Source organism: Limnobacter sp. (assembly GCF_043511195.1).
Taxonomy (GTDB): Bacteria; Pseudomonadota; Gammaproteobacteria; order Burkholderiales; family Burkholderiaceae_B; genus Limnobacter.
In genome coordinates this window covers 2,680,614-2,695,437 of the sequence record NZ_CP121330.1, presented here as the reverse complement: position 1 = coordinate 2,695,437, position 14,824 = coordinate 2,680,614, and the positions used below count along the sequence as shown (strand labels likewise).

Annotated in this window: 10 protein-coding genes; 3 read left to right on the top strand and 7 right to left on the bottom strand. The window is 53.9% G+C overall.

Features of this window, described 5'->3' with window-relative positions; translation table 11 throughout:
* The 7 genes from P0D43_RS12855 to P0D43_RS12825 all read right to left on the bottom strand — a co-directional run bounded on the left by P0D43_RS12855 (position 1) and on the right by P0D43_RS12825 (position 11,411).
* Positions 1 to 1,335, bottom strand: coding sequence for a multiheme c-type cytochrome (locus tag P0D43_RS12855; RefSeq protein ID WP_394672596.1), 1,335 nt, complete (start codon positions 1,333 to 1,335; stop codon positions 1 to 3).
* 3 nt (positions 1,336 to 1,338) lie between these two features.
* Positions 1,339 to 5,223 (bottom strand): hypothetical protein, encoded by a 3,885-nt coding sequence (locus tag P0D43_RS12850; protein WP_394672595.1) that lies wholly within the window; start codon positions 5,221 to 5,223, stop codon positions 1,339 to 1,341.
* A 16-nt stretch (positions 5,224 to 5,239) separates the two neighbouring features.
* Positions 5,240 to 7,480 (bottom strand): SH3 domain-containing protein, encoded by a 2,241-nt coding sequence (locus P0D43_RS12845; protein ID WP_394672594.1) that lies wholly within the window; start codon positions 7,478 to 7,480, stop codon positions 5,240 to 5,242.
* Positions 7,477 to 8,121, bottom strand: coding sequence for a heme-binding protein (locus tag P0D43_RS12840; RefSeq protein WP_394672593.1), 645 nt, complete (start codon positions 8,119 to 8,121; stop codon positions 7,477 to 7,479). Before P0D43_RS12840 ends, P0D43_RS12845 begins: the two co-directional genes overlap by 4 nt.
* On the bottom strand, positions 8,118 to 9,017 hold the full coding sequence (locus P0D43_RS12835) for a heme-binding protein (protein ID WP_394672592.1): 900 nt from the start codon (positions 9,015 to 9,017) through the stop codon (positions 8,118 to 8,120). Before P0D43_RS12835 ends, P0D43_RS12840 begins: the two co-directional genes overlap by 4 nt.
* A gap of 105 nt (positions 9,018 to 9,122) precedes the next feature.
* Entirely contained in the window at positions 9,123 to 10,589 is a 1,467-nt protein-coding gene (locus P0D43_RS12830; RefSeq protein WP_394672591.1) for a cytochrome c3 family protein, read from the bottom strand.
* 6 nt (positions 10,590 to 10,595) lie between these two features.
* Positions 10,596 to 11,411, bottom strand: coding sequence for a hypothetical protein (locus tag P0D43_RS12825; protein WP_394672590.1), 816 nt, complete (start codon positions 11,409 to 11,411; stop codon positions 10,596 to 10,598).
* A gap of 129 nt (positions 11,412 to 11,540) precedes the next feature.
* On the opposite strand from P0D43_RS12825, the gene P0D43_RS12820 reads away from it, so the two are divergent.
* Genes P0D43_RS12820 through ccmC form a run of 3 tightly spaced genes read left to right on the top strand, consistent with a single transcriptional unit; the run spans position 11,541 to position 14,805 of the window.
* Entirely contained in the window at positions 11,541 to 12,791 is a 1,251-nt protein-coding gene (locus tag P0D43_RS12820; protein WP_394672589.1) for a tetratricopeptide repeat protein, read from the top strand.
* Positions 12,788 to 14,110 carry a heme exporter protein CcmB gene (locus P0D43_RS12815; protein ID WP_394672588.1) on the top strand — a complete coding sequence of 441 codons (1,323 nt, stop codon included), beginning with the start codon at positions 12,788 to 12,790 and terminating at the stop codon, positions 14,108 to 14,110. Before P0D43_RS12820 ends, P0D43_RS12815 begins: the two co-directional genes overlap by 4 nt.
* A gap of 2 nt (positions 14,111 to 14,112) precedes the next feature.
* The gene (ccmC, locus tag P0D43_RS12810) at positions 14,113 to 14,805 is read left to right on the top strand and encodes a heme ABC transporter permease CcmC (protein WP_394672587.1); all 693 of its coding nucleotides are present in this window, start codon (positions 14,113 to 14,115) and stop codon (positions 14,803 to 14,805) included.
* The last annotated feature ends 19 nt before the right edge of the window (positions 14,806 to 14,824 follow it).

The window sequence follows — 14,824 nt, the reverse complement described above, 5'->3', positions numbered from 1 at the left end:
TTAACCCCCCACCGCGGCTTTCAAGGCCAGCAGTTCGGTCTGGAATTGTTTGCGGTCATATCGTTCGTCATTGTTCAATAACTTCAGCAGGCGATCCATGCGTGCATTCACGGCACTGGCCAGTTGCGAATTGCCTTTGTTTGCAAGGCCGTTGGCTACACTGCTAATGGACATGTAGGCCTGTTCAGCACTGGCGTAATCGGGGTATTGGTTGCTCGCGGCCATGGTTACCAATTCTTTCAAAAGTTTTTCCATAATGGGTTCAGTGAATGACACCTTTTGCACAACAGAACGGGCCCTGTTTAGCTCGCTGTTCAGGCTTCGCGCAATGCGTTCAATCTCTTGCATGCTGGCCGCAGGCGATGTGCTTTGAATGTGAAGCTGCTCAATCAGGCCTCTCAAGGCAGGTTCTTGTGCGGGTGCTGCGGCCCGAACCACGGCCTGAACCATGATCAGGCTGGCATTGTTGATGCGTGGCTGGCCAGGGGTCAGTGCCAGGTCTTTGCTCCAGTCTTTCTTGCTCATGGGTGAATGGCAGGCGTGGCAGTCGAACATCATGAGTTCCGGCACAATGCCTTGGCGATTCCGCTTGGGGTCAGCAATTAATTCCAGCAGGTTTGCGCTGGTGGCGAACTGGCCCATCGCCCATATTTTTCCGGTGTCGAATGCACCTTTGCGTTCTCGCCAGTCATCATCAATGCGGTAATGGGGTGGCTCCAGCGCCATGAATGTTTCAACTTCGATTGAAATGCGCGGGTGGCCCGCACCCATGATTTGGTGGGTGATCGGGCGGCTGGAATCACCCACATGGCAGCTGGTGCACAATTTTGCAACCGCATAGGGGTCGCTGGTGGGGTACAGCCCGTTCTCCACATTTCTGGCGTGGCTGGCTTTCGGTTCCACGTGGGTTTTAATCCACTTTTCAGCGGGGCCGTGGCAGGCCTCGCAGTTCACCCCATCACTTTTGTCAAAGCGCGGCCCTTGTTTGCTGGCCGGTACATTGTGGCTGTGGCAATCCAGGCACACCTTGGCTTCATGCGCAGGTTGTGCAAGCTTCAGGTTTTTTGCAATGCGTTGGGATTGCGCGTTTTTCAGTACCGCATAGGCTTGGGTGTGTGGGTCTTGCCGCAACCAAGTGGTGTATTCATTTTGTAAAACAGGGGTGGCTGTGCGTTCGGCAATGCTGCCGTGGCATGTGCTGCTGGCGCAGTTCACGGTGCCCACCGATTGGTTGGGCGACTGGTGTGGCATGGTTTGCGCTGCACCAGTCAGGGGCATGGCAAGCATCCCCACCAAAAAGGCGATTGCGGGCGAGAAAAGAAGACGGGCTGTCATGGCTTAATCCTTTCTGAAAGCCACTGAATTCACTTTGGGCTTGGGCAAGTAGTTTTCCTTTTCAACTTTGTCGGTCACCGTCCACAAGCGGCCATCGGCCCGCAGGTAAAACGCTTCCATTTCCTTGCGTGTGAAAGGGCGAGAACCAATGCGGCCAAACACCGCAATTTGCCCACCTGTTTCATCGACCGCACGGTCCCGATCCAGTCCTTTTGACACAGACAATGCCGGGCTTGGGGTTTTACGCCACGCAATCAACTCGGGCATGGGCGCAGGCGAAAAACCGTAAAATCTTGGCTGTGTGTCTGGCGAGGTAAGCTGCAATACCTTTAGCCCGTTCACACCATCGGCCACATAGGCAAACAGCGATGCGTTGGTGGAACCCACCACCACATCATGCGCGTCATTGAGCTGACCGTCAGCAGTAAATTGTTGATACACCACGGGCTTGCGCGGGCGCTCAATGTCCACAATCACCAAACCTTGTTTTTTCGCAGCCACATAGGCGTAGGTGCGGGCCAGGTACACGCGTTGCGCATCGGCCATGGGCACTACTGCGCCAGTGTGTTCCGGTTTTTCAGGGTGGGTAATGTCGATCACTTCCAGCCCTTTGGCGGTGGTGGCAAACAGGTAACGGAATTGCACCGCTGTGGCGCGTGCGTCCTGCAAGGGCAGGGTGGTGATGTGCCTTGGTTTTAGCGGGTCGTTGATATCAACAAACACCAGGCCCTTGGGCGTGGTGATGTAGGCGTAATGCCCGCCCAGCGCAATGTGGCTTGCGCCATTCAACACCCCGTTTTCATTCCAGGTCACAGCGCGTTCAAAGAAGTTGTTGCGCGGTTCGCCATCGGCCAGCGTATTCACATTCACCGCAATCAAGCCTTCTTCACTGTCGGTGATGAAAGCGTAGTTGTAGATGGGGTGGAAGGGCTGTTCCATATTGGTAATGCGCATCAAATCGCCCTGGTTTTTCTCGGGGTTGATGGGCTGGTTGGTGGGCAAGGCCATGCAGGTGGCATTTTTGCTGGCCACATGGGTGTCGTGCCCCAGTGGGCTGAATGGTGCCGTAATTACACGCTGACCAAAGCCCTTGTTGGCCACGCTGGCCGCGTCGTAGGCCCGGAAGCCGCCTTTGCCTTCGGCCACAAACACGTACTCGCCACGCAACTGAATGCAACTGGCCACACCCTTGGTGGCGTGGTCCATTAACGCTGGCACCACGGTGTCGGCCAGTTCGCGCTTGCGGTTCAAGTGGTTTTGGTAATAATCGGGGTAGGCGTATTTGTGCAGGTAACTGCCCAACACGGCTTGGGGTTCATCCCATTCGGTCACTGTAATTGCAGCAATGTGTTCGCTGCCACCCAGCCAGGCATTGAAACCAATGAAGTTCACGAAGTTGGTGCCCTGCAAAAGCAGTTGCGCCATGATGGCGTTGTTGTCATCTTCGCGAGACAAATGGCAATCGCTACAGGTTTTGGTTTCTTCTTTGCGCTCGGTGTGTGGGTAATGTGGTGCGAATGCCTGCGATGAAAAACCGCTGGCAGCAATGGGTGGCTGCTGAATGTAAATGCGTTCGCGGTTTGCGTTCATCGACGAAAGAATCAAGGCCGAGCTTGAGCGAATTGGCGCAATGCGATTGCCTTTCACCGGGCCGTGTACGCCCAGCTGGAACATGTCATCCCGCGCTACTTGCGGGTTGTAAGTGGCGTAGTTTCTGGTTTCCCCACCCTCATAGTGCAAGCGTTCGGTTTTCCAGTTGGCCTGAATCGGCAAGTGGCAACCCGCGCAGCTGGTGGTCCAGCTTAGGTGGCAGGTAAAGCAGGTCATCTTGTCGTTGTCGTGGGCCAGTTCCTTCACGCCCGGGCCCCATTTTCCGTCTTGTCCTTCCGCGCCTGCACCCATCAGTTTGGCGCGTGCGGCTTTGGCGTTGTACTGCGGGTGGGCCGGGTTCATATTGTCTTTGACCAGGCTCATTTCCCATTCTTTGTCGGGGTCCAGTGCCGCCCGCTGGTACAACTTGCCATCGCGCCATTCAAACCGCTTGCGGCCGTCTTGCGTACGCAATTGGGTCAGGTCGGTGCCGCCTGGGGGCGAGGCTGGGCCGCTGGTGCGCAGCGTGGGGTACTTGGTGGCCGTGCCATGGCAGTCGGCACAGTCCACTTCAACAGCCGCAGCCACTTCACCGTAAATGTGGCCGTTGCCGTGCATGTCTTGCGCAAAGTGGCAGTCTACGCAGTGCATACCCACGTCCAGGTGAATCGAGCTTAAATGCACCGCCTTGTCGAATTTCTTGGGGTCGTCGTCGGCAACAATGTTGCCTTGCGCATCCAGCAATGCACCCTTGCGGTTGCGTTTGAACACAGCGCGGAAGTTCCAGCCGTGGCCGTGGTAATCCGCAAACTGGGTGTCTTTCAATTTGCTGTTCAGCGTTGAAACATTCTTCAGGAATTCAGGGTCGCTCCACTTGCCTCGCACTGCTGCTTCTTCGGGGTTGCGGTCCAGAATTTCACGCATTTCTGAATCGGTGGGGTAACGCTGCTTTTCTGGCCACATGTGCGGCGCATCGCTTTCGTAATCCCACATGATGTAGCCGTAATAACTGTTCACAAACACGTTGGGCTGGTGCATGTGGCACACCATGCACTGCGAACTTGGAATGGCGCGGGTGAATTCATGTTTCACCGGGTGGCCACTTTCATTTTTCGCAATGGTGGGGTCGATGGTTTGTGTGGTGCCGTCGTGACCAAACTTGGCGTAGGGGCCTGCGTGCCTAGGGTCGCGGTCGTTGGTGTACACCGTGTGGCAACCTGTGCAGCCCGATGAACGGTAATCGCCCGGTTGTTCGTTGGTGCCCAAAAACCAAAGGTGTGGGTCATTCAGGCGGGTTTTGGTCACGTTGATCAACGGCACCGCAATGCGTTGGCCTGTGCCGGGGCCACGGTTCGATTGTTTAATGTCTGGCCGGCCCGGTTCATCCAGGCGCTGAATCTGACCCAGCACGTTGGGCAAACCCACTTCCGGAAAAATACTGTTGATTACCTTTCCGCCACGTTCAAACACCCGGAAAACGTCACCGGGTGGGGCGGTTTCCCACGCTGGCAAGGGCGCCAGTTCATTCAAAATGCCTTTGTGTACAAACAGTTCGTTGTTCGCTTCCACCGGATTTTTCAACAAACCGGGTTGACCATCTTGCGTATACGCTTCGCCCAGAATGTAACGTTTGTAAGGCAATATGCCGTTGTTGTAGGCAGCACCGCCCCACAGCATGGCCGAAGTACTCATCAAGCTGCGTTCTTGCGCTTGAATCACCGGCAGGTGGCATGCGCCGCAAGCCTCGCGCGCCACGCGCAAATCACCAGGGTTGATAAACCGGATGTAGGCCGGGTGTTCTTTGTTCAGTTTGGAATAAGAACGCTTGGGGTTGGCCGAAGAAGGGTAGTTCCAGAACTTTTCGTTGCGGGGTGCAATGTGGGCATTGTCCAGCGCAGCGCGGTATTCGGGTGCAAATCCTTTTTCGCGTGCAGCGCGCGTGTGGTCGTAGGCAAGCGTACCTTGCTTTTGCTCCGGCCCATTCCACTTTACTGTGGCATCACCACCGTGGCAGTCGGTACAACCAATGACCACACCTGGGTTGGCATGCATGGTGTGCTGGTCGGTTTGCGTGTGGCAGCTCATGCAACCTTCGGTTTTTGCAAAGGCCTGTTGTGCGGTTTGGCGCTCCGGTGCAGCAGGCGCCATGGTGTAGCTTTTCTCTGGCAAATTGTCGCTTGCTGAATGGGCCACACCCGCGCTGAACAACAGCGCGAAACCGAGCGCAGAAAGCCACCCCTGCCAACGGAACTGGTTGGCTGGTTTGGCTTGCGCTGCTTTGGCATTATTCAAATTCATCAACAAACAACCTGCTTTAAAAACTTAAAATCACGTTGAACAAAAACGAGTAAGGATCTTCATCTTCGGGGAACAGTTCTTTGTAACCCTTGCCCGGCAAAAGTTTGGCAAATGAGCCGTTCACAACAATGTTTTGGGAAAAGAATGGGCGGTATTGAAAACCCACCGATGCATCAATACCCAAATCAGTTGAAGGCGGGCGTTGTTGGCGCAAAGTACCGAGCACATTGGTGTTGTCAAATTCCAGCTTGTTCAAATTGGCAACCAAACGAAGTTCGGGCAACACATCAATATCGGCACCAACCCCCACCAACCACAGGCCTGGGTTAATGAAATTTGATTGCCCCTGTTCCTTGCTTGAACGCAAGGATGGCAACAGGCCATTTCTACCCGATAAAAACACGCCACCACCACCGACCAAAGGAATATTCTGGCGGATGAAGAAGCTGGTGTCTGCCCCTGCAAACTGGGGGTTTTCGAAAATTGCATCGAAGCCTTCCGCTTTGCCGTCGAACGGATCTTTATCGCCCGATGCATACAGGAAACTGCCGCGCAGGCGGAACCAGTCGAAGTCGCGTGAAATCTCTGTGGCGTGAAAGAGCGCGTCAATGTTCTGTTCACGTTGGGCCAGTCGGTGGCGATCTGTTTTACCCGTGGCGTAGTAGGTCGAGGTTGTAATGTTTAGCCGCCCATAGTGGCCGTCACCGCTGAGTCTAAAATAATCCACGTGGTAGCCAAACGGCTTTTGATCACCCAGCGAGGAAGGGCGCGCCAAAAAGCCATTCGCATCAAAGTACCGTTGGCCGTCTTCATCATTGCGGTTGTGAATGTACGAAACCTGGCTGGTGAAGCCCAAGAACGGGAAGTCTTGCCTGTACAGGTTGGCGACAAAAAAATCATCGTCGCGCAGGTCTTGGCGAATGTCGTTCAGGCCACTGTTGGTGTCTTTTTCAACCCGTTTGAAGTAGCCAATGTTGTACTGATAAATGTTGTTGTTGCGGTTGCCGAACAGGCGAATGCCCATGGGCAGGTCCTGAAACAGGAAGCCGCGGAAATCGCTGATGAAAGGCTGAATACCCACGCGCAGGCTGTCGAAGTCGTATCGATCGGATACGTTTCGCAAGTGCACATCCACAAATGCTTCCTGAATACCCACAAAGCCTTCGCGGCGAACATCGCCTGAAGAGGATGAGATTTTCAGCAAGCGGTCTTCATTCACCCGCACATCGGTGTAGTTGAATACCGGTGTTAAACGGAACTCGTAATCGGGTGGTTTGAATGTGGTGTTGCCCTTGGTCAGTGACAAACTCACGATCAGGTTGTGCGCAAAAATGGACTGCTCGCCATTACCAAAAATATTCGCTTGCCCACTGGTAGTAGAAGTTGCCGGGGGCACAGGCACCGGGAAGTTGCGTTGTTCGTAAAGCGTGTCAGCAATAATGCCCAGGTTAAAAAACCAGTCAGGACCCAATGTGTTTTGCAACACCGGCAGGTCGCCCTTGATCACGTTTTGGTTGTAAGGGTCGTACAGCGGAAACTTGAAGCCCAGCGATTGCATGATCCGCCAGCGATCGGGCACTGCCACGGTTTCGCGTGGCAGGTTGGGCAAGGGTGGGGGCACCTGGCTAGGGTCGATAACCGGAATGGCAATGTCGCGCGGCACAATGGGGGTGTCGCGGCCAGGAATGGCGCGTTGAACCTGGGGTGTTTGGGGTAAGGCTTGTGGCACCAAGCCAGGCGTTGCATTTTGCGAAGGGCGAATACCCGTGCCCGCCTGGTCTTGCAGCACATCGGCAGAAAACGCTCTGGGCGCAAAAATACCCAGGGATTGTTCGCCATACTGACCGGTGCCTTGTTGTACCCAACCGTCGGTGCTGCCTAGCAGGCTGTCTTGAATTCGGACACGGTACCACCCATTTTTTTCTTCAAAGGCATCCACCAGTTGCCCTTTGAAAAACTCACCAATTGCACGCGAATCCGAGTTCGGTTTCGAATAGACAATACTTCGATTGTCAAAGACCTGCAGCAACACCAAAGGGCGTTCAGCGTTGTCCAGTTCGTCAAGCTCTGGAATACCCGCTACTTTGCGACCCACTTTCTCAACGGTCTCTGTGACTTGCGCAACAACATCTGGTTTGGTGTCGCTTCGAATGTCTGCCCGAATTTGCGCCATGGCTGGCAGGGGCAACAGGCCTGCCAGAGTCAGCCCGACAGCCAAGGGTTTTAAACGCATGATGTTGTTGTTCTTTTTGCTCATGGTGTTGGGCACACGTTTTGTTCACTGCTGTTGTTGAACGGAGTCTGAGGGCATTGCACGTATTTCAGGAATTCGCCGGAATTTGACAACTCGTTGGCAGTCAACAAGGTGGATGGAAATGGGCGCATTGTGCTTCCCACAGCCGCTGCACTATTGATCACACCGAGATAGCCCACCATATCGTCCTGGTCGACACCGTCACCCGATACACCCACAGCGCCCACCAATGTGTCGCCTTTGTAAATCGGAAAACCGCCTGGGAAAATTTGAATTCCATTTGCAAAACGGCTTTGTCGCCCTGCGGGAATGTTTCCATCATCCACACAGGTCAGCGCTGCGGGTGGTGAAAACTGATTCGCCACGCGCGTTGTTGCCGTTAGGGTACCCAACACCTTGTTGGTCACAATATTCAGCTGAAAACCAACGTTGAAAGGGCTCCACTCAGCAATTGGAGACGACAGGGGACCTTGGGGGGTGCCAACTTCACCGTCAGGAAAATAGGGCCGATGCACATTGCCGATAGCACGAGCCGAATAGGCGGCTGAACCGTTTAATGCGTTCGAAGTCTGCGAGAAAAATGTGTTCATGGCGTTGGCAAAGGCTGCATGGTTGCCCGCATCAATTGCCGTGAAATCAGTCAATGCCTCGGCTGAACTGAATGTGAGTGCCGAACGTGCTTTTTGAACGGCGACATCGGTGCCAAAAATAGGCGCATCGCACGTATTTGCTCAGGCGCACGGAATGCCTCAGGAAGTGCAGCAAACGCAATTTCTTCTTCAAGGTCGACTTCGTTGGTAAGAATATCGCGATCGAGTCCATACACGCCTTGTGTACCGGCATCGGTCGATGCGATCACGCCGATTCCACCCACCACACGTCCTTCCTGATAAATCGGGAATCCACCTGGGTCTGCAGACAAACCCAATGGTGAGCGTTTGGGTCCAATCGTTGAGTTTTGAGAAAGCCACACATTCAAGTCAGAGCAGGGCAGTTGACTGAACTGCACACCATACAGCGGACCGCTGGGCTGACCTGTTTCACCCGGTTGAAAAAACTCCTGAACAATCTGGCTTGCGGTTCGGGTGCTGAATGCGTTGCCTGTAGACGACAGGTAAGCGCCGGTAATTGCTTTGGCAATTGCAGCCAGTTCGCTGGGTACCGGGGTGAATCCGTCCAGCCCCTTCCCGTCGGCACCACTCAATCCACTGGTGATAATTACGCTGGGGCTGGAGTTGGTCATTCGATACACTGCCAACACATTTCCAACGCGGTCCGTGACAGCAATGGTGGATTGCACGCCCCGTGAAATGGAAGCCTGTATCGCGCGACTCACGATGTCGTTGATCTCTGCGATGGACAGGCTCTGTGTTCCCAAAGGCTCAACGTTGAAACTTGGCGTGGTGGAGGCCGGGCCGTCACCACCGCCCCCGCCTCCGCACGACACCAGAGTCAAAGGTGCGGCCAAACAAACGGCAACTCCCATTGCAATTCGTTTGAATTGTTTAACGCCATTCACGGCGTGTGTGCGTGTACGCATCGACTTCTAACTCGCTCATCTTTGTTGTTCAATGGGCCCACTTGCCTGTGCGCCCCCAGTTCACTGCTGGTCTGTCTACTCAAGTTACTGCGTCGAATGGCGTTTTTACTTCGCTGCCACTTCTTTGTTGTGTATGTGGTATTCGTGGCAAACGCCACAGTTGGATTGCACTTTGTTCATCACGGGTTTGCTGCCAGCGTGGCAGGTTTGGCAGCCTTCTATTGAAGGCATCAGTACATCGCTGGCTTCTTCGGATCGACTTGCCTTGTGGCAACTCTCACAGCTTTCAAATTCGTGGGCCTTGTGGTCGAATTTGGCCATTGGCATCCACGGATGCGTTGGGTTGATGTCTGCTATTTGGTACTGCGGCATTCTAGAGCCCGAGGTTTTGGTGTTGCCCAAACCCTCCACAGCTTTTACCTGGTGGCACACGGCACAAGCCGTATTTTCAAACAATTCCACCGTTGCAAAAGCAGCCTGTGCACGCGGATTGCCACTCAGGTTTCGCAGGTTAGACCTGTTGGGGTTTTTCTCGCCAGGGCGGGCGCGCAATACAGCGCGTTGAGCATTCACTTTGTTGCGCTCTTCGGGATGAAGGGCAAGGTAACTGTAAAACTCCTCAACAGTGCTGAGTACGGCGTCAACAGGTCCATGGGGAACCTGGCGATCAGGCAAAGCTGGTTCGAAACTCAGTTTGTGACAGTCTTGGCAGTGGCTTTCCATGCTTAGTTTTTTAAAGCCTGTTGCCGTGTCTGCGGGCTCGTGGCAGTTGGCGCATTTCATCACCACCTTCTTGCTTGGGCTGTCGATTCCTTTGGGGTCAAGGTGAACATCGTGCGGAAACTTCAGGCTGGTTTTTTCGACAACTGGTGTATTTGCCACCATGCGAATTCTACGCAAATCAGTGGGCTCGGGACCTGTGGCAACAGTAATTCGAAATGCAGGGTGTTTGTCGCCTGCAAAGTCGCTGACAGCCAGCGTTTCGGTTTTCTGGGCAACGGTTTGAATGTCGGCGTGGCAAGTGGCGCAGTCGGCACCCACAAAATGTTTGTTCTGTTCGGCAAGGCTTTCACGGCCCTTGTGGTCACGGTGACAACTGGCGCAGCGGCCTTCTTCAAATGAAGTATTCGGCAAGGTTTGTTCGGCCACATGCAAGCCCATGTTGCTGTGGCACACCATGCAGCTTTCATCTTTCACACGGGAAAAATCACCGGCGTGGCAGGCCTGGCAATCGCCCTCCAGATTCGAATGAGCAGAGGCAAGCGGACCTGGGTTCCAAATTGAATCGAGTGCCAGAGCCGTGGCGTTGCGTGTGTTTGGGGCAGCGGTGTTTTGAAGGCTCGGGTGTGCGTTTAAGGGCAATTTTTCAGCGCGAACCGTTTGTGGGTCTTTGTTCGTACTTGTTTGTTCAACACCAAACAATTCAGGTGCCTGCATGGCCACCAAAGGCAAAATCAAAAACGCGAAAAGAATAGGGACAAAAAGAATCCACGACAGGGGGCGTTTTAACCCCAAGGGCTTTTGCAATGCCAGTTGCTCACGTTGAAGCGGGCTTTTTTCTTGTTCTGCCATGTTCGCTTACCAGTAAATGAAAACAGAAAGCACGTGTGCGATCAGTGCTGCCAGCAACCCAAACGACAAGGGAACGTGGACAGACAGCCAGAGTTCAAGCCAATAACGCATGTGGTAATACCGGCGTAGCTGTTTCAAGGCGCGCAGGCGCTGAACCTGATTTCCGTAAATGTCAGAAAGTCCGTCAATTCGCGTCATTTCCTGCTGCAGAGAATGGACCGCTTTTTCGGTGGCGCAGTCTTTCACAGTGCCTTTGCGTTGATTTCTGCGAGTGGAAAAAATGTGTTGATTCAGCGAGGCATTGACGATGCGGGTAACCATGTCGGTCGTGTTTTTAAGCAGTTTTTGCGCCTCGCGATCAAGCGTTTGAATTTGTCCCACAATTTGTTCGGGGCTTTGGCGGTTCAACACATTCGACATTTCTGTGGGGTAGCGCAGGTAAAAGCTTAAGCCCCATACACCTGTGCCAATGGTGGCCATGGTCAGCACATAGGCCAGTGAATGAATGTTCCAGCCGATTTGAAAACCCGTGTGCAATGTGGCTACTACAGACAAAGCCAAACCCAAATAAATATGTGCTGAAACCCAGCCGCGCAAGTTACCTGTTTCATTGGCGTACTGGCGCTTGCGCACCCCAAACCACATCAGCCAGACAATCAGCAAAGCGCCGATGGTTCCCAGGGTGTAGCCCAGCCAAGTGCCACCATTGGCATTGATTTTTGGTTGGTCAATAAGGTAGGCAAACGATGAAATGAGGGTCAGCAGCAAGGCCCATTTCAGAAAAACAAATCGTTTGTAGTTAAACAGGTTGTCCTGAATCATGTGTTCAGCGCCTTGGCGAATGGTCAGAGGTAATGCTGCTCAGGGTTTACGCTTAATTCTGTGTAGCCTTTAATGTTACGTGATCATTGGTAATGTTAGTATCCCTACTTCATGTCTGGGGGTTAACAATTGAGTCTTGGCGTGGCCTTTGTAGGCTTTATCTTCCTGTTTTTTCTAGTATTTTGCCTGTATTTCGCGTGGAATGAATTTTTTTTCTCCAATGAGAAAAAAACCACGAACGAGGTAGGGACTCTGGAGGACAGCCCGGAGTGGCGCGCTTTTTTGAATCGACGTCAGGAAATTGAAACAGACCCAACACTCGACAATTCCAGCAAGCAGGTGCTCATCGAAAACTGGCTGAGCATGGCCAGCGAAAGCAAGCAACACATGGCACCTGCAGGTACCTCCACACAGCGTCTCGCCTGGGCCAAGCCCAAACTCATGCCTTGGTTGATTCTTGCCAGCTTGGGTCTAGCAGTTTTGTTCACTTATTCAATTGGGGCAATACACCGCAGCGCTTTTACATGGCCGCAAGGAAATTCTGCCGACATCGCCGTATCCAATGTTGATCAGGCAGTGACCGCTTCAGCAGGGCATCCAGGTGATGGTGCCAGCCTTGAGGACAGATTGGCTGGCCTTAAACTGCGACTTGCAGAGCAGCCTGATGATTTGCGTGGCTGGGTGTTGTTGGCGCGTACACATGCTTCAATGGCCAATTATCAGGAAAGCGCAAGTGCCCTGAAAAAAGCGTTGGAGTTAACACCAGGGCATCCGGACATTCTTGCCGATTTGGCCGACATGACCGCCATGGCGCAAGGTCGGCAACTGGCTGGCGAGCCAGAAAAGTACATTGCAGCGGCCCTGCAAAGCGATCCAAGGCATGAAAAAGCACTTGCGCTGGCAGCCAGTGCAGCGGAGCAGGAAGGTGACCAAGACAAAGCGCAGGTGTACTGGCAACTTCTTAGTCAGGTTCAGCAAGCCAGCCTGAAAAATACCAGCCAGCCCGTGCCTGAAAACGTGCTTACCGCTGTCACCGTTACCATTCCAGCAACTGTCTTGAAACGCGTTGGCGACAGTTCAGCCTTGTTTGTGTTTCTCAAAGCGCAAGCTGGCCCCGGCATGCCTTTGGCAGTGGTCCGCGTGCCTGCATCCCGGTTAATCGCTGGTGAGCAGGTCGTGCGAATGGGGCCTGGTGACTTCATTCAGGAAGGTGGTGTTGGTAATTTGCCAGATACCGTGCACATCCAAGCGCGCTTGTCGATTCAAGGCATGGCGCAAACAGGTGCCGGAGATATCGAGTCGGCCTGGCGAACGCTTGCCCGCAATCAACTGGCCTCTGGTGTCGAATTGAGTTTGCCCGATATTCCGGCAAGTCCATGATGCAAGTTTCACTTTCAGTGACCGGATTACAGGTTAAAACGCCAGCTCTCGAGGCGGCCACTGTGCTTTTGTCCGGACCAATCGAATTCGAATTGAAGTCGGGTGAAATCAACGTCATTCGTGGCGGAAATGGCGTGGGAAAATCAACATTGCTGAGGTTGATGAGCAACGCATTGCCGGGACAGGGTATTTTGTTCAGGCCTGAATTTGGCTTGCGCGACGAATTGCTCGTTGATACGCATCTTCAAATTGTGATGGACCACCTTGGGGCTGACTCAAATCAGATCGAGCAACTGCTTGAACAGGTGGGCCTGAGCAATTGGCAATACGAGCGTATTGGTACCTTGTCCTCAGGCCAACGCGCGCGTTTGGGTTTGTGTACCTTGCTGGCAGGGCAATTCAAGGTTTGGCTGCTCGACGAACCTTTGAATGCCCTGGATCATGACGGTGTGGCCACCTTGGCCAAGGCCATCGAAATCCACTTTCAGCGGGGCGGAATCTTGTTCATGGCCACGCATGTGGATGCGGCAGTGTTGAGTCAACACTTAAGCCTTGTCCCGGTCAAAGAGGGCTGGCTGGAACACGGCGGCTTGGTGGGTAACTTTGCACCTGCAAGTGCTGATCCATTTGCCCCTTCCGAAGTGAGCCAACTTCCTGCCAGGGTCACTTTGTCTGCGCTGCTCAAGCGCGACTGGGCGGTGGCCTGGGGCAATCCTCAAGCCCTGTTGTGGGGCGCTTTGTTTCACTGGATGGTGCTGAGTTTTTTTGGCATTGGATTGGGAAAGCCAAGTGCCGAATTTGCGCAAGTGGCCGTGTGGGTCAGTTTGTTGCTCGCGCTGTTGCTGGGTGCAAAAGACTGGTTTGCCGAGGATCACCGTGCAGGCTGGCTGGGTTTTGTGGCCAACCTTAACGCAGACAACATTGCGTTTTATTGGCTGATACGGGTTGTTTTTCTGGCCTTGTGCCAGGCACTGGTGTTGGTGCCAGTGACCGGCCTGGTTGCACTGCAACTTGGGTTGGCCGGTGTACAAACCCTTGAACTTGTTTGCGCCTTGATCGCGGGCATTTGGGCGGTGGCGCCTTTGTTGGGCTTGATCGCGCTGTTGGTAATGTTGACCCGAGGCGGTGCTGTATTGGTTTACCTGCTTGCCTTGCCATTGCTGGTACCCGTGCTGATTTTCGGGCTTGAAGCCAGCCAGGCGGGCGGCTTGGGCCGCACAGCCGTTGCACCGCTTGCCGTGTTGGCAAGCCTGGGTATGTTGGGTTGTTTGCTTGGGCCCTTTGTGGCCAAACGCCTTGTTGCTTTAATACAGGAATAGCGATGTTTGCACAGTTGGCTTCACCCCCCAAATTTCACGCCTTGGCCAGTTGGCTTTGGGTGTGGCTGCTCGCTGCCGGTGGGCTGTTGCTGGGTTTTGGTTTGTACACGGGGCTTTTTCTCGCGCCAGTGGATGTGCAGCAGGGCGAGGTTTACCGCGCTATTTACGTGCATGTTCCTGCCGCCTGGATGTCAATGTTCCTGTACCTGGTGGCCTGTGGGTACGCGGGCATGAATTGGGTGTACCGCAGCGATGTGTCCGCTGTCATGATGCGGGCACTACTGCCCACCGGTGCCTGGATGACGGCCTTGGCCTTGATCACCGGCGCGCTTTGGGGCAAACCGACCTGGGGCACCTACTGGGTTTGGGATGCAAGAATGACTTCCGAGCTCTTGCTGCTGTTTATTTACCTGGGCCTGATTGCCCTGGGCCAATTGACCACCAACCCCGCCAAGGCCGATCGCGTGCTGGCAGTGGGCTTGTTGATTGGCGCAGTCAATATTCCACTGATTTACCTCTCAGTGGTTTTCTGGAATACGCTTCATCAGGGCTACAGCGTGTCGATGAGCGGCAACCGAATTCACCCCGACATTGCCATGGGCATGTGGCTTAGCGTGTTGGGCTTCTGGTTGATTTGTGCCAGCACGGTGTTGAACCGTGCGCGGCGTTTGTTGGTACAACGGCGTTGGCTTTAACGGGTAAAAGGCAAAAGCA